14 protein-coding genes are annotated in these 17656 nt (G+C 72.3%); 7 read left to right on the top strand and 7 right to left on the bottom strand.

Annotated features, from left to right (window positions below; all coding sequences use genetic code 11):
- Positions 1-228: 228 nt before the first annotated feature.
- From rox to ABQ292_RS03055, 3 genes are all read right to left on the bottom strand, one after another.
- Positions 229-1698, bottom strand: a complete 1470-nt coding sequence (gene rox / locus ABQ292_RS03065; RefSeq protein WP_369203094.1) for a rifampin monooxygenase — start codon at positions 1696-1698, stop codon at positions 229-231.
- A 446-nt stretch (positions 1699-2144) separates the two neighbouring features.
- Positions 2145-3068 (bottom strand): RNA polymerase sigma-70 factor, encoded by a 924-nt coding sequence (locus ABQ292_RS03060; RefSeq protein ID WP_369203092.1) that lies wholly within the window; start codon positions 3066-3068, stop codon positions 2145-2147.
- Entirely contained in the window at positions 3065-3994 is a 930-nt protein-coding gene (locus tag ABQ292_RS03055; RefSeq protein ID WP_369203090.1) for an NAD-dependent epimerase/dehydratase family protein, read from the bottom strand. The genes ABQ292_RS03060 and ABQ292_RS03055 overlap by 4 nt, the downstream gene beginning before the upstream one ends.
- Before the next feature lie 574 nt (positions 3995-4568).
- Here ABQ292_RS03055 and qcrB point away from each other — a divergent pair.
- Positions 4569-6242: a cytochrome bc1 complex cytochrome b subunit gene (gene qcrB / locus ABQ292_RS03050; protein ID WP_369203088.1), complete on the top strand. Its 1674-nt coding sequence runs from the start codon at positions 4569-4571 to the stop codon at positions 6240-6242.
- Positions 6243-6316: 74 nt separating this feature from the next.
- Positions 6317-6943 carry a hypothetical protein gene (locus tag ABQ292_RS03045; protein ID WP_369203086.1) on the top strand — a complete coding sequence of 209 codons (627 nt, stop codon included), beginning with the start codon at positions 6317-6319 and terminating at the stop codon, positions 6941-6943.
- 257 nt (positions 6944-7200) lie between these two features.
- Here ABQ292_RS03045 and ABQ292_RS03040 read toward each other — a convergent pair whose 3' ends face one another.
- From ABQ292_RS03040 to ABQ292_RS03030, 3 genes are all read right to left on the bottom strand, one after another.
- Positions 7201-8388 (bottom strand): glycosyltransferase, encoded by a 1188-nt coding sequence (locus ABQ292_RS03040; RefSeq protein ID WP_369203084.1) that lies wholly within the window; start codon positions 8386-8388, stop codon positions 7201-7203.
- Between the two features lie 242 nt (positions 8389-8630).
- On the bottom strand, positions 8631-9683 hold the full coding sequence (locus tag ABQ292_RS03035) for a hypothetical protein (protein WP_369203082.1): 1053 nt from the start codon (positions 9681-9683) through the stop codon (positions 8631-8633).
- A 133-nt stretch (positions 9684-9816) separates the two neighbouring features.
- A complete protein-coding gene (locus ABQ292_RS03030; RefSeq protein WP_369203080.1) occupies positions 9817-10200 on the bottom strand; it encodes a DoxX family protein in 384 nt (127 codons plus the stop codon).
- 472 nt (positions 10201-10672) lie between these two features.
- Between ABQ292_RS03030 and ABQ292_RS03025 the strand changes: the two genes are divergently transcribed.
- The 5 genes from ABQ292_RS03025 to ABQ292_RS03005 all read left to right on the top strand — a co-directional run bounded on the left by ABQ292_RS03025 (position 10673) and on the right by ABQ292_RS03005 (position 15372).
- The gene (locus ABQ292_RS03025) at positions 10673-12136 is read left to right on the top strand and encodes an NAD(P)/FAD-dependent oxidoreductase (RefSeq protein ID WP_369203078.1); all 1464 of its coding nucleotides are present in this window, start codon (positions 10673-10675) and stop codon (positions 12134-12136) included.
- A gap of 588 nt (positions 12137-12724) precedes the next feature.
- Positions 12725-13468: an SDR family oxidoreductase gene (locus ABQ292_RS03020; RefSeq protein ID WP_369203076.1), complete on the top strand. Its 744-nt coding sequence runs from the start codon at positions 12725-12727 to the stop codon at positions 13466-13468.
- Positions 13465-13761, top strand: coding sequence for a PhzF family phenazine biosynthesis protein (locus ABQ292_RS03015; RefSeq protein ID WP_369203074.1), 297 nt, complete (start codon positions 13465-13467; stop codon positions 13759-13761). The genes ABQ292_RS03020 and ABQ292_RS03015 overlap by 4 nt, the downstream gene beginning before the upstream one ends.
- Positions 13762-13771: 10 nt before the next feature.
- Positions 13772-14089, top strand: coding sequence for an NAD-dependent epimerase/dehydratase family protein (locus ABQ292_RS03010; protein ID WP_369203072.1), 318 nt, complete (start codon positions 13772-13774; stop codon positions 14087-14089).
- A gap of 176 nt (positions 14090-14265) precedes the next feature.
- Entirely contained in the window at positions 14266-15372 is a 1107-nt protein-coding gene (locus ABQ292_RS03005) for an NAD(P)-dependent alcohol dehydrogenase (RefSeq protein WP_369203070.1), read from the top strand.
- 555 nt (positions 15373-15927) lie between these two features.
- On the opposite strand, the gene ABQ292_RS03000 is transcribed toward ABQ292_RS03005, so the two are convergent.
- Positions 15928-17415 carry an aldehyde dehydrogenase family protein gene (locus tag ABQ292_RS03000; RefSeq protein WP_369203068.1) on the bottom strand — a complete coding sequence of 496 codons (1488 nt, stop codon included), beginning with the start codon at positions 17413-17415 and terminating at the stop codon, positions 15928-15930.
- Positions 17416-17656: the final 241 nt, after the last annotated feature.

The raw sequence follows: 17656 nt of genomic DNA, 5'->3' as shown, positions 1-17656 counted from the left end.
GCCGACCGTCGGGGTACAGCAGGCTGTACTCCCTGCCCGTTCCGGTGTCCCTGGTCCTCGCCGCGCCCCAGCGTCTGCAGTCGAGGAGGTGGCGGGTGCCGCACCGGGGGCAGGGGATGGTCCGGATCCGCGCCGTCGTGGCCGTGGTCGCCCTGGAGCTGCTGCCCGGCGCCCTCGGCACGGCGCCGTGGCGCTGCGTGACGACGATCCGGGCCGGCTGCTGGGCCGTCAGTATCGTCGAGGACGCGGCTTCGTGCGTCCGGGGAGTGCTCGACCTGTGGCAGCGCCGAACCACGTGGGCAGGTGGTCGATCAGGTCTCGCTGATCGCCGCCGACCCACGCCACGTGACCGTCCGGCCGCAGCAGCGCCGCAGGCACGTCCAGCTCCTCGCTGACGTCGACGACGTGGTCGACCCGGTCGGCCCAGCCGGCCACCGAGAGCCGGCCGGTCTGGTCCAGCAGGAGTCCGCGCCCCTCGTGCATCAGCGCGTAGAGCCGCCCGCGCTGCAGTCCCACGTCGCGCAGGCGCCGGCCGACGAGCCGGTGTCCCTCACCGACGTCGTAGCGGATCCCGATCGCGGTGGTCTTCTCGACCAGGAAGCGGTTGACCTCGTCGAAGTCCATGAGGTCCGAGACCAGCCGGCGCACCGCTCGGGGCCCCGGCTCGGTGGACAGCAGCTCGGCTACCGCCCGGGTGGTGTCCAGCACGTCGGCGGCCACCGGGTGCCGTTCGGTGTGGTAACTGTCCAGTAGTCCCTCCGGGGCCCAGCCGTTGACCTCGGCGGCCAGTTTCCAGCCCAGGTTGAACGCGTCCTGGAGCCCGAGGTCGAGGCCCTGGCCGCCGGTCGGCGGGTGGACGTGTGCGGCGTCGCCGGCCAGCAGCACCCGGCCGCTGCGGTACTGCTCGGCCTGCCGGGTGGCATCCCCGAAGCGGGTCAGCCAGCGCGGCGAGTGCACGCCGAAGTCGGTGCCCGCGACCACCTGCAGGCGCCGCCCGACCTCCTCGAGGGTCGGCGGGGTCGAGCGGTCCCCGGCCACCCCCCCGGCAGGCACGACGACGCGGTACAGGCCCTCTCCGGAGGGCCCGACACCGAACCCCTTCTGGGTCGTGCGGACCTCGGTCACCACGGCAGCCACCTCCTCCGGCGACGCGGTGAGCTCCACCTCGCCGGACAGCCACTCGCGCGTGGCCGGCTCGCCGGGGAAGCCGACGCCGAGCTGCTTGCGCACCGTGCTGCGGCCGCCGTCGCAGCCGACGAGGTAGCGCGAGCGCAGTCGTGTGCCGTCGGCCAGGTCGACGGTCACCCCGTGGTCGTCCTGGCTCAGCCCGACCAGTGCGCAGCCGCGCCGGATCTGGGCGCCCAGCTCGGTGGCGTGCTCGATGAGCAGCCGCTCAGTCGTGGGCTGCGGGATGCCGAGGACGTACGGATGTGCGGTGTCCAACCGGTCCGGCGCCGGCTTGCTGATGCCGGCGAAGCCACCGACCGGGTACTGCGTGCCGAAGGGGAGGAACCGGTCCAGCAGGCCCCGCTGGTCCAGCACCTCGATGCTGCGAGCGTGCAGGCCCAAGGCGCGGACGGCCCGGGTCGGCTCCGCGTCCCGCTCCAGCACGAGCACGCGCACGCCCTGCAGCCGCAACTCGCTGGCCAGCATCGCGCCGGTCGGCCCGCCACCGACGACGGTCACCTCGAAGTCCACAGCGGTGTCTCCTCGGTCGTTGCCCCCGGCCGGGGACTGTGCTGCACGACCCGGGGCTTGCCGCAAGCCCCCAGGTGCGTGAGAACCTGGGGTGGGAGGACCTCGCCGGGAACCGCCCCGGCCGGGAGCCGTGGGGTTCGACCCGGCGTCCGAGGGGCGACCCGGTCCGGCCGCACACGGCTCCGGCGCTGACGAGCGGGACCTCCCCTCAGCTGCTCGGGGCGCCTCGCCGGTCACCTCCGCGCATGCGCGGTCGGGCGGCGGCGACACGCGCGGTGTCATCGGCCGGAGGTGGGAAGGGGTTCACGACGCCGTCCTCCGAGGGTCCGGACCCAGCGGCGGTCTCGCCTGGTCGAGCACGGCCGCAGGGGACACCGTCCGGTGGAGGTCGGCCCGGAGCGTCCGATCTGCAGGTGCTGGGCTGTGGTGACCGTTTCGTGCTCGAGTCACTCCGTGAGCCGGCGAGCCTGGGTCGCCTCGCGGGCGACGGCCCAGGCGTCCGCCACCGGACCCAGGTGCCCGAGCTTGTCGGGGTTGATCAGCGAGTGGATCGTCTGGATCCGCCCGTCGAGTATGTCGAGCGTCCAGGTGTGGAGGACCTTGTCGTCCCGATCGCGGAAGATCGCGCCCGGCTGGCCGTTGATCTCGTGCGGCTCGAACGTCACGTGGATCCGGGCCATCGGCGGGACGATCGCGGCGAGCAGCCGGGCCACCTTCGCAGCGCCGACGACGGCCCTGGCCAGCTGTGGCGCCTTCCCGCCGCCGTCCCCGACCAGCTGGACGTCGGCGGCGAGCAGTTCCCGCAGCCGGTCGACGTCGCCGTCCCTGAAGGCGTCGAAGAACCGCTCGGCGAGCTGCTCGCGCTCCCTGCGGTCGGCCTCGAACCGAGGGCGCCCGGCGTCCATGTGGTGGCGCGCCCGCACCGCGAGCTGGCGGCACGCCGCCTCCGACCGGCCCACCGCCGATGCGACCTCGGGAAAGCCGAACCCGAACACCTCCCGCAGCACGAACACCGCCCGTTCCAGCGGGCTGAGCCGCTCGAGCAGCAACAGGGCCGCCATCGACACCGAGTCGGCCAGCTCCGCCGAGCGCGCCGGATCCTCATAGGGGTCGTCGAGCAGCGGCTCGGGGAGCCAGTGGCCGACGTACTCCTCCCGCCGCACGCGGGCCGAGCGCAGCACGTCGATCGAGATCCGGGTGACGACGGCCGAGAGGAAGGCCCTGGTCGACGTGGGTCGTGTCGGGGAGGCCTGGTAGCGCAGCCAGGTCTCCTGGACCGCGTCCTCGGCCTCGCTCACACTGCCGAGGATGCGATACGCGATCGCGAACAGCAGCGACCGCAGCTCCTCGAACTCCTCGGCCCGGGTCACGCCAACCCCTCCTCGAAGCCCTGCCGCCACGAGGGGTAGCGCAGCTCCCAGCCGAGCTCGCGCTTGGCCTTGGCGTTGGAGAAGCCGCGCCCCTCGGTCATCATCGTCACCGCCACGTCCCCGGCCAGCAGCCTGGCCAGCCACGTGGGGACCCGCACCGGCCGCTTCGCGCCCGTGCACGCAGCCAGGTGGGGCAGCCACTCGCTGGCCGGCGCCGGTTCGTCGTCGACGATGTTGAACACGCCCTTCGCCAGCTGCTCCACGGCCAGGACGGTCGCGCTCGCCGCGTCGTCGAGGTGTACCCACGAGCTGTAGCCGGTGCCGCCCCCGACCAGCGGGAACTGCCGCCTGCGCACCAGCCCGACCACGTCATCGGTGGCGCCCGGCCCGTAGAACCCGCCGTATCGCAGGACTGCGCCACCAGCCTCGACGACCACGTCCTCGATGTGGCGCATCGCCTCCATCCCCCTGCGCATGCTCGGCGGGCCCGGGTCCAGCGGGTCCTCCTCGGTCTTGACCCATCCGCCCTCGCGGATTCCGTTCCAACTGGCGTGGCCCTGGGCGACGACATGGGAGACGCCGGTCGCCTCGGCCGCTGCCAGCAGGTGGTCGGTCCCCTCGGTGCGCAGCCGGTTGGTGGCGGCGAAGAACCGATCCATGTGCTTCATGTCGGGCTTGCCGGCGTGCGCGGGGCTGATCGCGGTCATCTGGTGCATGATCGCGTCCGGCCGGGCGGCCGCCACTGCTCCACCGACCGACACCGCATCCAGCCCGTCCATCACGACACCGTCGGCGCCCAGCTGCTCCAGCAAGCCCAACTTGCCCGGGCCCGTCGTCGTAGCCGTCACCTGGTGGCCCCGGGCCACCAGCTGCGGCACCAGCCGCCGCCCCATGACCCCGGTGCCACCGGCCACGAACACCCGCATGATCGTCCCCTTCCTGATCCCAGGACTCGCTCCCAGTCCAGTGACGAGACAGCCCTGGCCATCTGTGACATCGAGGTCCCGGCGCACGTCTCCGCCGATGAGAACGCCCCTCAACCGTCAGGACGACCTCCTGCCGATCAAGGACGAGAGCTCGGGGCTGACCGTCCTCGGCGCGATCGGCCGCCCAGGCCCGTGCCTCCTGGACGAGGCGCTGCGCGGCCGCCCCGGTCTGCAGGGGCTCGATCAGCAGCGGCCGGTGCCCGACGCGAGCCCACGTCCGACACGGGGTTTCGCGTGCGCGGTGACCAGTACGAACGGACGTCGGCAGACGTGCGTGGACCCACGGCCGACGCCGGGGGTCAGGAGCGGGCGGAGCCGGCTCACCATCCTCGTGAGGCTGCGGGCGCTCGACGCACGGGCCGACGACCTCCGGGCCTCCCTCCGCCTGTCACAGACGGCGTAGCTGTCTCGTCCCAGGTGTGGAGACAGCCGCCGGGACCGAGAGGTGATGGTCGTGCGGATGTGGAGGCGTGAGGCGACGGCAGGGAGCGCAGCTCGAGGAAGAGCACCGCTGGTGGCACGCAGGGTCGCGGCGCCCGGGACCGGCGAGGCGGACGCGGAGATCGACGACCGGTCCGTCGCGTCGAACTGGCTGCGTCGGACGCTCAACAAGGTCTACCCCGACCACTGGTCGTTCCTGCTCGGGGAGATCGTCGTCTACTCGTTCATCGTCCTGCTGCTGTCGGGGATCTACCTGACGTTCTTCTTCGACGCCTCCATGCGCGAGGTCACGTACGAGGGGTCCTACGCGCCGCTGCGCGGCGTGGAGGTGTCGGCCGCCTACGACTCGGCGCTGCAGCTGTCGTTCGACGTCCGCGGCGGTCTGTTCGTGCGCCAGGTCCACCACTGGGCCGCGCTGCTGTTCATCGCCGCGATCGTCCTGCACCTGCTCCGGGTCTTCTTCACCGGCGCCTTCCGGCGGCCCCGGGAGACCAACTGGATCATCGGCGTCGGCCTGCTGGTCCTGGCGCTCCTCGACGGCGTGACCGGCTACACCGTGCTGGACGACCTGCTGTCCGGGAGCAGCCTCCGGATCATCAGCGCGATCATCCTGTCGATCCCCCTGATCGGGACGTGGGCGAACTTCGCGTTGTTCGGCGGCGAGTTCGCCGGGGAGCTCGTCATCGGCCGGCTGTACGTCCTCCACGTGCTGCTGATCCCGGGCATCCTGCTGGCCCTGATCGCGGTCCACCTGCTGATCCGGATCAAGCAGGAGCACACCCAGTTCCCCGGCTCGGGACGGACGGAGCACAACGTCGTCGGCACCCGACTCTTCCCGACGCACGCCGGCAAGGCCACCGGTCTGTGCTTCGTGGTGTCCGCCGTCTGCGCCGCCCTCGGCGGCCTGGTGCAGATCAACCCGGTGTGGCTGTGGGGCCCGTACGACCCGGCGCACGTATCGGCGGCCACCCAGCCCGACTGGTACACCGTGTTCCTGGAGGGAGCGAATCGGCTGTTCCCTGCCTGGGACATCGACCTCCCCGGCGGCTACACGATCCCCGCGATGTTCTGGCCCACCGTGGTCCTGCCCGGCGTCCTCTTCACCCTCCTCGCGCTGTACCCGGTCATCGAGCGGAGACTGACCGGCGACACCGCCTCGCACCACCTGCTGCAGCGCCCGCGGGACGTCCCCGTGCGGACCTCCCTGGGCATGGTGGCGATCGCGTTCTACGTCGTGCTCGTGCTCGCAGGCGCCGGCGACGTCATCGCGGACGAGTTCGACATCAGCCTGAACGCCATGATCTGGATCGGGCGCATCGGCTGCATCGTCCTGCCACCGATCGCCTACGTGACCACCTACCGGATCTGCCTGGGTCTCCAGCAGCACGACCGCGAGGTCCTCGAGCACGGCATCGGGACCGGCGTCATCCGACGGCGGCCGGACGGCGCGTTGATCGAGCTGCACCAGCCCCTCGGCCCGGTCGACGTGCACGGCCACGGTGTGCTGCAGTATGGCGGCGCCCCGGTGCCGAAGAAGACGAACCACGTCGGCGCCGCCCGCCGCGCCATCCGCGGGTTCTTCGCGCCGATCGAGACGGCGGCCCGGGTCGAGCTCGAGCAACACGCCGAGCGCCGTGGGCCGGCCGAGGCCCACGCCGTGGGAGGCCGCGAGCCCACCACCTGCGGACGGCCCTCGGAGGGCGGTCGCCCGTCCGACGGCGGCCGGCCGCAGGAGCCGCGCGACTGAGCCTTCCTGACGCGCAGAGCTCCCGGGTCGATCGAGTGACCGGACGACACCTCCACCCCCGCAAGAGGGCCCCAGTGCCTGAGACGCCGAAGATCACCACGGCCCCTGAGATCACTGACATCAGGCCGACCGTCGAGCCACGGCCGTTCACCCCGCCCGGCACGTTCGTGGTCGCAGTGGGCCTCCTCGTGGCGCTGTGGTGCGCCGGGTTCGCCGGGATCAGCGTCTGGTTCGAGCTCACGGAGCACTTCGCCACCGGGCAGTATGCCGACGACGCGACGGCGATCTCGGTGGTGAACCGGTTCGTCGCAGTTCTCAAGCTGGTGGGAGTGGCGGTGGCCCTCCTGGCGATCAGCCGTACACCCCGATTCCTGGCACCGCGGATCGTCGGCGCGTTGCTGTGGGCCGCCTTCGCCACTCTCGCGCTGTACGTCGTCGGCAGCATCATGCAGGCAGTGGTCGTGCTGACCGGCCTCGCCGGCGAGGCTGACCAGATCGACGCATCCGCTCTCGGCTACGGGCTCGCGTTCCTCCTGGCGGCCACCGGCTTCGGCATCCTGGCGGCCTCGTACGCCCGCCGGGCGAGGCTGAGCAGGCGCGGAATGTGGATCGGGGCCTGCGGCGCGCCCCTGGTACTGGGCAGCGTCCTCGTCATCCTGCCGGCGATCCTCAGAGCAGTGGGGCTGCTGTCCGTCTCCTGACCCGGACCGTCGGCGTCGAAGGCGGCGATGAGCACCGCGGCGAGGGGCGCGAGCAGAACGATGCCCGTCGCCGGACACCGGCCGGTCTCCGCGCCCGGGCCATCAGCCGGGGCAGGGAACCGTCGCGGGCCAGCAGCAGCTCGAGCACTCCAACGGTCCTGACGAAGCCGACACCGGCTCCGGAACCCGGTGAACGCTCGTCAGAGAACCGTGTCGGGGCCGAGGAGGGTGTGGCCGGGTCGGGGTGTGGTCACCGCTCACAGCCGTTCGGCTGCGTCGCCGGCGAGCACCAGCTTCGCGGCCGTCGTCGCCCCGTCGGTGCGGATCCCGCCGGCCACCGCGGTCGCTCGTGCGCGGGTCTCCGGGGTCAGCGCCGTCCTGAGCGCGGCTGACAGGGACTCGACGGTCGGCGTCGACCCGTCGTGAGCCGCGCCGATGCCGAGCTCGGTCACCCGACCGGCCCAGTAGACCTGGTCGCCCCCTTGGGGCACCACCACCTGCGGCGCGCCGGCGCGGGCTGCCGTGGTCGTGGTGCCCGCGCCACCGTGATGCACGACGGCAGCCACCCGGTCGAACAGTCTCTGCTGGTTGACCTCCCCGATGGCGAAGCAGTCAGCCCGGTCGTCGATCAGGGTCAGGCCCGCCCAGCCGCGACCGACGAGCACGCGGCGGCCATGCGCACGGATCGCCTCGATGACCGCCCGCGCGCTGTCCTCGTCGACGGTTCGCATGCTGCCGAACCCCGCGTACACCGGCTGTTCGCCGGCGTCGAGGAACGCTTGCAGCTCGGCCGGGAGTGGGCGTTCGTCGGTCAGGATCCGTGCACCGGTCTGCACGACGTCGAAGCCCTCCGGCCCACGCCACGGGCCCAGGGCCGGGTCGGCAGCCAGCAAGGGCCGGGCGGTGAACAGGAACTCACCGACGTCACCGACCGGGGGTAGACCGATCGAGGCCCGGTGGGAGTTGATCGGCTTCCCGAACAGCTCGTCGAAGCCCTGGCCATCCAGGCCGTCCAGCACGTCCGGGCAGAAGAGCACGTACCGGTACGGGATGCCCAGCTCCTCAGCCACCGACGGCCCGACGAACTGTGACATGGCGGTCGCGACGATCACGTCGCATCCTGCGGCGGTCTCGGCCACGGTCTCGTACTGCGCGGCGATGAAGTCGGCCACGCGCTGTTGGCGCTCCTCGGCAGTCGGCGGTCGCTCCCATGAGCGCCATGGTCTGTCGAACGGCACCAGTGGCACGCCTTCGCGGGTCAGCAGCTCCGTGAACTCCTCGTCCGGAGGTGCGCACATCCGCACCTCGGCGCCGAGTGCCTGCAACTGCACCGCGAGAGCCACGAGCGGTTCGACGTCCCCTCGTGACCCGTACGTCGACAACAACACGCGCATCCCGCACCTCCCTTCTCGTTCGTCTCGCTCAGGTCGGCGTTCCCGGGGCACGGGTCGGGCCGTGCTGCCTGGACTCGGCCGACCCCACACCGGGGGCGCAGCGCCAGGGCGGGAGGAGGACGCGGTGCAGCCAGTCCTGCGCCGGTTGCCGGAGCGCCGCTCTGACCACCGTCGTCCCCGTCCAGGGTGCTCCGACTCCGCCCGCGGTGGTATCGGCACGTCGACGCTCGCGGCCTGGCCCGTTCCACTGGGAGCAGTCGCCCACCCCGGGAAGCCGGTGGACGACCGCCTGGTCATTGCCTTGCGTCCACCGAGCGGCGTCGGTGGCCGGGAGACAGCCCGGGTGCGCCTCCGCGTCCGGCGAGGACGACGGCGCCCACCCTGGCGACCAGGAGACCGGCGATCACCTGCACGAGGTGCACACCGGCCACCAGCCCCGCGCCGGGGCTCGACGTCCCGGCTCCCGCCACCTCACCGATCCACAGGAGCAGGGGCCACCACCCACCGGCCCAGGTGGCGCCGCTGCCCACCCACGTGAGGGCGAGGGGCACCCACAGCGGAGTCCGCGCACGCCGTCGGCGCACCAGCACCAGCAGGCCTGCCGCCGCCATCAGCGCGAAGGCAGCGGCACCGGCGTCGGCGGCCCGCTCGGTGGTGCCGCGGGCGTCGGTGAGCCCGAACGAGGCTGCTGCCGCCGGATCGAGCGCCCAGAGCAGTCGGGCGGCCGCGACGGCCGCGAGCAGGACAGCGGCGATCCAGACAGCTGGGGTGAGGAGGGGGTGTGGTCCAGCGGATCGGCATCCTGCGCGACTCCGGAGCAACCGTGCCCAGCGAGCACGGGCGTAGAGGGCGAACGTCAGAGCGATGCCGAGGGCCTGCGCGCCGAAACTGGAGTAGACGACCGGGCCCACCCAGGGCTCGAACGAGCCGTCGCCGACCGGGGACGCCGCGGTCGCCACGGACAGCACGACCAGCGGACCGGCGACGACGAACGGCGCCAGCAGTCCCGTGCCCACCCACGCCGGCAGCAGCACCAGCCAGGCCGGAAGGCGCATGCCCCAGTCGTGTGTGAAGGCCAGCACCACCACGATCGCCACGAGTTCCATCCCCGCGGTCAGGATGTTGCCGCCGAGCAGGACGCCGGGATCCACCGACGACTCCGTGGCGAAGCCGATCGTGGAGCCGGCGATCCAGGCAGCCTTCAGCAGCAGATAGGGCAGGATCGCGGCCACCACGAGGTAGCCGATCACCACTCGGTGCCGCCCGCGGGGGCGGTGGGCACCGGACGGGTCGTCCTCGCCCCTGGCGTGGATGCCGTCCCGGTCGGCATCGGCGAGAGCGGACACGCTGAATTCCTCCCCGGAGTGTGACGGAGCCGGCATCTCCGGCTGCGTCGTCGGACGTGCCGGTGCGGCAGGCGCCGGCGGCTCGAGCGAACGCCCGAGTCGTGACCGGCACCTGCTGCTCACGTGGTGCTCGTCAGGCCACGAAGGGTTCAGGGCCGAAGCGGCCCCAGGCGATGAAGACCGCGAGCGCGAGGTAGACCGCGTTGAGCACCACGAGCTCGGATTGGCCGAGGCGGCCATGAGTGATCATCGCGCCGATCATCAGCAGGACCCAGCAGACGGCAGTCACCGGCACCATCACCGGTGCGATGCCGACGATCGCAGGCAGGATCAGGCCGACCGCAGCCAGCAGCTCGAGCACCCCGAGGGTCTTGACGAAGCCGACACTGGCGCCCGCGGTCCATTCCCCGCCATGCGCTGCAGCCAGCTTCGCCTTGGGCACGAACGTCTTGCTGATGCCGCCGGTCAGGGCGACTGCGGCCAGCAGTCCGGCAGCGATCCACAGGGCGAGGTCCATCGGTTCCCTCCTGTCGATGTCTCGGTGACTCGGTCGCCTCGCTCGGTGGGGGGACCGGGCCGAGACGTGTACGGCTCCAACCCCGGGACGAGCCGACCCGGTCCGTCTGTGACATCCGGGCGCCGGTGGACGGTTCGAAGGTGGCTCACGCACCGGACCTGAGGTCCTCCCTCCGGTCGGCGGAGCGCATGTCGCGTCGATGCACAGCGGCTGCCTCCCCCTCCTGATGTCACAGGCGGCCGGGGCGTCTCGTCTCCCTCTCGAGCGGAACGTCGCGGGGCGGGACGGTGAGCAGCGTGCGGGTGTTCGTGGCCGGCGGGTCAGGGGCTCCGGGCAGGCGGCTGGTGCTCGAGCACGTGGGTCCGCTCGGCGACGCCTGGAGAGCCAGACGCGAGATGAACCAGGCCCGCCGTCACTCCGGCGATCGGGACACGTTCGAGCGCTTCAGCCCACATCAGCACGCGGAGGGATCATGAGCACCCGGAACGGCAGCGAGCGGCGAACCCAGGTGGTGGTGATCGGGTCGGGTTTCGGCGGCCTGTTCGCCGCGCGGGCCCTGCGCAGGGCGGATGTCGATGTGACCCTGATCGCCAAGACCGGTCATCACCTGGTCCAGCCGCTGCTCCACCAGGTGGCGACCGGGATCCTGTCGGAGGGGGAGGTCGCCGCCCCCACGAGGGAGATCCTGCGCCGGCAGGAGAACGCACACGTGATCCTGGGCGAGGTCACCGACATCGACCTCGACTCCCGGATGGTCGTCTCGACCGTCCTCGGGCGGACCAGGGTGCACCTCTACGACGAACTGATCGTGGCCGCCGGTGCCGGCCAGTCGTACGTCGGCAACGACCGGTTCGCCGACTTCGCGCCCGGCCTCAAGAGCATCGACGACGCCCTCGAGCTGCGCGGCCGCATCTTCGGGGCCTTCGAGCAGGCCGAGCTGACGAGCGACCGAGCTGAGCTGGACCGGTTGCTGACCTTCGTCGTCGTCGGCGCCGGCCCGACCGGCGTGGAGATGGCCGGTCAGATCGCCGAACTCGCCCGGCGCACGCCGCGTCGTGACTTCCGCAGCATCGATCCGGCCACCGCCCGCGTCGTCCTGGTGGAAGCCGGCCCCGCGGTGTTGCCGTCCTTCGGCGAGGAGCTCGGCGGCTCGGCCCGCCAGCGGCTCGGCGAGGTCGGCGTGGAGGTGCAGCTGGGCGCCACGGTCACCGACGTGGACGCCGACGGCGTGGACATCGAGTACACCGACGGCCACGCGCAGCGCATCCCAGCCGCCACCAAGATCTGGGCCGCCGGCGTGCAGGCCAGCCCACTCGGCGGGGTGCTCGCCGGGCAGTCCGGTGCGGAGGTGGACCGCGCCGGCCGCGTGGCGGTGCTCCCCGACCTCACACTGCCCGGCCACCCGGAGGTGCACGTCGTCGGTGACATGGCGGCCCTCGACGACCTGCCGGGGGAGGCCCAGGTCGCCATCCAGGGGGGCAGGTACGCCGCAACGGCCATCAAGCGCCGGCTCGCCGGCAAGGCCCCCTGTGGGTTCTTCCGGTACGTCGACAAGGGCTCGATGGCGACCGTCTCGCGGTTCTCCGCGGTCGTCCGCATCGGCAGGCTCCGCTTCGAGGGTCTCATCGCCTGGACGATGTGCCTGGCCGTCCACCTGTACTACATCGTGGGCTTCTCCAGCCGGGTGACGACCGTGCTGCACTGGCTGCTCGGCTTCGTCGGCAGTGGTCGCGCGCAGCGGGTGGCCACCCAGCAGCAGGTGTACGGCCGACTGGCGCTGGCGCACCTGGACCCGCAGCTCGTGCCTTCCCTGACCGGCGGCCATCATGGCGCACCCCAGGAGGCTCGCGAGCTCCGGGAATCGCGGCCGATGCGGTGCAGCCCGCTGCTGGAGGCCCGCCAGATGACGTCTCAGACCGTTGATCGGGGTGAGTGACATGCCGTCGAGCGGGTCCCGACGAGTCCCCCTCCTGGACTCGCGCGCCGCCGCCACGGTGCAGTCGAGGTCACGTTGTCCTGGGACCGGAACACCTCCACGGCAACGGTCGTCGTCTGGAACTGGAGCACCGGCGCATGCCTCGCTCTGGACGCTGACGCCACCGAGGCCCAGTACGCCTTCGCCCATCCGTACGCACACGCCGCAGCCCGAGGTGTCCCCGACCGCGAGGTCCAGCGGGTCATCTGAGGGGCCACCGGCTGCCCGGCCGGAGGGACGAAACGCTCCCCGTCCCGTCCCTCACCGGGACGATCACCGACTGCACCGGGAGCTCGAGGAGACAGGCGATGAAGACCCATGACCCTCTCGGCGGGATCGTCTACGTCCACACGGTCCACGAGAGGGACCCCTACGCCATTCCGGCCACGAGCTCAGTCCGAGGGACGTCCGACGCAGCAGACCGCTGCGGGGCGAGCACGCGCCACGTCTCGAGCCGGACGACGCCACGCTGGGGACATCGCCGCGGTGGATGAAGGACCTCCCGACAAGCCGATGCTCACGAGACCGGATCAGAGAGGACGGCGTGCGATGCGGATCGCGGTGGTCGGCGCGACGGGTCTGGTCGGGACGCCGACGGTCAGTGCCTTGCAGCACGGAGGCCATGTCGTCGTCCCGGTGTCCCGCTCGACGGGCGTGGACCTCAGCACCGGAGAGGGCCTCGACGCAGCGCTGGACGGCATCGACGCAGTGGTGGACGTGACGAACACGGTCGCTGCCGACCCGACGGAGGCCGAGTCGTTCTTCGCGTCCGCCACCGGCAACCTCCTCGCGGCCGAGGAGCGTGCTGGGGTCCGACACCACGTGGTCGTGTCGATCGTGGGGCTCGACCGGATCCGAGGCAACGGCCACTACCACGGCAAGCGGCGCCAGGAGGCCCTGGTGGAGCGGGGGCCCGTGCCATGGACGATCCAGCGCGCCACGCAGTTCTTCGAGCTGCCGGCCATGGTCGTGGGCTGGACCGCCGCCCAGGGGGCCGCCACAATCCCGCCGCTGCTGGTGCAACCCGTCGCTGTCCAGGACGTCGCCGCCGTGCTCGCGGAGGTGGCCACGGGCCCGCCACGTGGCCGGACCCGGGATCTCGCGGGGCCGGAGCCGCACGACTTCGTCGACATGGCGCGGCGCATCCTCACCGCCCGGGGGGACCGCACCCGCCTGGTGCCGAGCTGGCGCGACGGTCCCTTCGGCGTGGAGGCTGCCGGCGAGGTGCTCCTCCCCGAGCCGACGGCGCGGCTGGGCGTCACGACGTTCGACTCCTGGCTCGCCGGCCAGTGACGGAGGAGATCGACATCGCCGACCACTCTCATCACCCCGCACGAGGCTCCACCGGCGACGTCGAAGCCGGCGTGCCCTTCGCCATCGTCGACGTGTTGAGCACCGATCCGCTCAGCGGCAACCCCGTGGCCGTCGTCGACATGGCCGGCGTCGACACCCCCGAGCCGCAGCAGGTGACGTGGATGCAGGCGGTCGCCCGAGAGTTCAACCAGGCCGAGACGACCTTCGTGCTCCTTCCCTACGGACGACCGCGCACCAGCGATCCGCACACGCAGGTTCCCGGTCGTCGGTGACGGCGGCGGGGTGTGGTCGTTCGTCCACATCGCCGACGCCGCCGAGGCCACGGTCGCAGCGGTGGAGAACGGCGGCCGCGGTGTCTACAACATCGTCGATGACGACCCCGCCCCGGTCGCCGAGTGGCTGCCGGCACTGGCAGCGATGCTGGGCGCCGAGAAGCCGATGCGCGTACCGCGGTCCATCGGACGGCTGGCCGCCGGACAGGCCGGCGTCGTGCTCATGACCGAACTGCGCGGCGCATCCAACGCCAAGGCAAAGCGCGAGCTGGGCCGGGTGTTGCGCTACCCGTCGTGGCGTCAAGGCTTCGAGGAAGCGCTGGCGTGACGGCGAAAGGGGGGATGTCGTGGGTCGCGCAACACGGACTGCGTCTCGGGTAGCAGCCCGAGGAACCGCGAGCAGCAGAGCCACCGACGGCGGCCCGGTGCTCGCTGCACGATGCTGTGCTACCACGGCGGTCGGGAACGGCCCGGTCCGCCTGCGCCCACCGTAAGGAGCCGGTCTTGGAGATCACTGCTGCGGTCGTCGAGGAACTGCACGGTCCCTTCGTGGTCCGGCCCGTCCAGATGGAGGAGCCCGGTCCGGGTGACGTGCTGGTCGAGGTCGCTGCGACCGGCTTCTGCCACACCGACGGGATCGCCCGCGACGGCGACCTGCCCTTCCCGCTGCCCGGGGTACTGGGCCACGAGGGTGCCGGCACGGTCGTCGCGGTCGGGGAGGGCGTCACGAGCGTCCGCGAGGGCCAGGACGTGGTGCTCGGCTGGCCGTACTGCGGGCACTGTCGCAACTGTTCGGCCGGTGAGCCGCGCTACTGCCTGAACCTGGGTGAACTCGTCGGCGCGGGGGAGCGCCCCGGCGGTCGCGGCTCGGCGCTGCGGACGCCCGACGGTGCCCCTCTGGGCAGTCACTTCTTCGGCCAGTCGTCGTTCGCCACCTACGCGATGACCTCGGCGTCGTCGCTCGTGCCCATCCCGGGAGGACTGCCGGTCGAGCTCATGGGCCCGCTGGCCTGTGGGTTCGCCACCGGCGCCGGCGCGGTCCTCAACACCCTCCGCCCCGAGCCCGGCTCCTCGATCGTGGTCTACGGCGTGGGCACGGTGGGGCTGGCCGCGGTGATGGCCGCCCGGTGCTCGCCGGCCACGACCATCATCGCCGTGGACCGGCACGCCTCGCGGCTGCGGCTGGCCACCGACCTGGGCGCCACTCACACGGTCGACGCCACGGCCACCGATCCGGTCGGCGCGGTCACCGACATCTGCGGTGGCCCTGCCGACGCCGCCCTCGACTGCACCGGGGTCATCCCGGTGGTGCGGCAGGCGATCGACTCGGTCGGCATGCTCGGGACCGCCCTGCTCATCGGCGGCGCGCCGGCGGGGGCGCAGTTCAGCGCCGATCACCTGAGCACGCTGTGGGGCAAGACCATCCGCGGCACGCTCGGCGGCAGTGGCCGTGGTCAGGCCCTGATCTCGGCGCTGATGGACCTGCACACGCAGGGCAGGTTCCCGTTCGACCGGCTGGTCCAGTACTTCCCGCTCGAGGAGATCGCGGACGCCGTCGAAGCCTCGCTCAGCGGGGAGGTCGTCAAGCCCATCATCCGCATGCCGCACTGATCGCCGGTGCCGGCACCGTGCCGAACCTGGGTCGCCGTGGTGACCGGTGTCGGTGCCCCGGCCGTCAGGGAGGTCGCGCTGCGCGCGAACCTCCCGTCCCGGCGGCGGGCTCGCCCGATGGTGGAACGGGCGGGGCCGCGGAGGCGGTCTCCCCGGCCTCGATCACCGGGCTCACCGGTGTCCGCACGCTCGCCGCCTCGGCCCCGGGTCCCTCCGAGCTCGGTCACGGCGGCTGCTCACCGACGACGAGGAGCCCGGGGCCGGTGAGCTGCTGCCGGTCGTCCTCTCCGAGAGCAGGGTCCTGGACCGGGCGTCCACACCGGCGAGCTGGGATCCCGCCGGTTCGGGCTGTCCCAGCCCGTCGGTCCGCGGCTCGTCGTCGCGTCCCGCCACACTGCGTGCCTGCGCACCGGAGGTCCCTCGCCGGTCCGGTCGTAGCCGAGGGAGGAGCCGTCGACGGGTGAGCTGCGCCCCGTCCGGTGCAGCGAGCCGTCCGCCTGGCACGGACACCGTCGGGGCCGGCGGGGGCGTGCCCGCCGGCCCCGACGGGGTGCGTCAGTGCGCGGCCTCGGCCGGCCTGGGGTGCGCGATCGAGCGGGTGTCCTGGAAGGCGCGGACGCCCTCGATGCCCTGCTCGCGGCCCATGCCCGAGTGCTTCATCCCACCGAAGGGGGCGCGCAGGTCGAGCCGCGCGGCGCCGTGGTCGTTGACCCAGACGTAGCCGCACTCCAGCTGCCCGCCGAGCCGGGTGGCGGAGTCGGGGTCCGCGGTCCAGACGGAGGCGCAGAGGCCGGCCCACGTGTCGTTCGCCAGCCGTACCGCCTCGACGTCGTCGTCGAACGGGATCACCGGGATCACCGGACCGAACTGCTCCTGGGTGACGACCCGGAGCGACGGGTCCGGGTCCACCACGATGGCCGGCCGCAGGAAGTTCCCCTCGGCGAACTCCCCGTCCGGCAGCTCGCCGAACTCCCGGACCTCGGCCCCGGAGTCCTTCGCCTCCTCGATGATCTCCGCGACGAAGGACTTCTGCGCGGGCTGGTGGAGGGGCCCCATCGTGGTGTCCTCGGCCAGCCCGTGGCCGAGGACGACCTTCTCCAGCCGCGCGGACAGCCCGGCCACGAGCTCGTCCATGCGCGACCGGTGCACGTACAGGCGCTTGGCGTTCATGCAGATCTGGCCCGTGGTGTCGTAGATCGCGCCGAACAGCCGGTCCAGGTGGTCGTCGTCGAGAACGGCGTCCTCGCGGATGATCGCGGGGTCGTTGCCGCCCAGCTCCAGGGTGACCCGGGTGAGGCTGCGGGAGGCCATCTCCATGATCCGCTTGCCGCCGTTGACGCTGCCGGTGAAGCAGACCTTCGCGACGTCGGGGTGGTCGATCAGACCGGCCATCTCGCTGTCCCGGCCGGTCACCACGTTGAGCACGCCCGGGGGGAGCTTCTCAGCGACCCGCTGCACCAGGCGCGTGGTCGCCAGCGGCGTCGACGGCGGCGGCTTGACGATCGCCGTGTCACCGGCCAGCAGGGCGTGCGGGAGCGACGCGGCGAGGATCGCGATCGGCCAGTTGAACGGCACGATCACGGTCACCACGCCGATCGGCTGGTAGGCGACCGTGGTCTCGACGGGGATCCCCGGAGCGGGGGCCAGCACCTTGCTCTGCTCCACCTCGTCGGCCAGCGAGAGGGCGAGCTGCCACCGGATCTCGAAGACCAGCGCGTCGATCCACGCCTCCATGCGGATCTTGCCGTTCTCCAGCGAGAGCACCCGCGCGTCCTCGTCGCGCTCATCGGCGATCCCCTCGATGGCGGCGGCCATCCGGGCGGCGCGCTCTGCGGCTGACAGAGCCGACCACGCCGGGTAGGCCGCCTTCGCTGCCGCGACGGCATCGGCCACGTCCTCCTTCGACGCCGCCGCCGCGTGCCCCACGACGACGCCCGGCCGAGCCGGGTCGACGACCTCGAGGACGTCATCCGTGGAACGCACTTCACCGCCGATGTACAGCCCCGTCGTCACCGGAGCCGTCGTGCCCAACGTGCTCGTCATGCGGATCGCCACCTCTCTGTGTGTCCGTTGCTGGTCGGGAGCCCGGCTGGTCTCCCGGTCCCGGTGCTCCGGGCGCCAGGTTCTCAGGTGCCGGTCAGGTCACGCATCGCCTCACCGCCCCGGGGCGGGGCGGGGACTTCGTGGCGACAGCGGCGACGACGCGGACCGTGTCGGCGCCACCGGCCACGTCGTGCACGCACTCGCACGCGCCTGCGCGTGCGGCCGGCCCCGAGGTGGTGAG

Source organism: Geodermatophilus maliterrae (assembly GCF_041018925.1).
In the GTDB taxonomy this organism is placed as follows: Bacteria; Actinomycetota; Actinomycetes; order Mycobacteriales; family Geodermatophilaceae; genus Geodermatophilus; species Geodermatophilus maliterrae.
This window is presented reverse-complemented; position numbering and strand designations above follow the sequence as displayed.

Coding starts and splice junctions, on each gene's coding strand:
- ABQ292_RS03030 (WP_369203080.1), bottom strand. CDS start 10,200: ATGGACCTCGCCCTGTGGATCGCTGCCGGACTGCTGGCCGCAGTCGCC.
- ABQ292_RS03000 (WP_369203068.1), bottom strand. CDS start 17,415: ATGACGAGCACGTTGGGCACGACGGCTCCGGTGACGACGGGGCTGTAC.
- ABQ292_RS03055 (WP_369203090.1), bottom strand. CDS start 3,994: ATGCGGGTGTTCGTGGCCGGTGGCACCGGGGTCATGGGGCGGCGGCTG.
- ABQ292_RS03025 (WP_369203078.1), top strand. CDS start 10,673: ATGAGCACCCGGAACGGCAGCGAGCGGCGAACCCAGGTGGTGGTGATC.
- ABQ292_RS03020 (WP_369203076.1), top strand. CDS start 12,725: ATGCGGATCGCGGTGGTCGGCGCGACGGGTCTGGTCGGGACGCCGACG.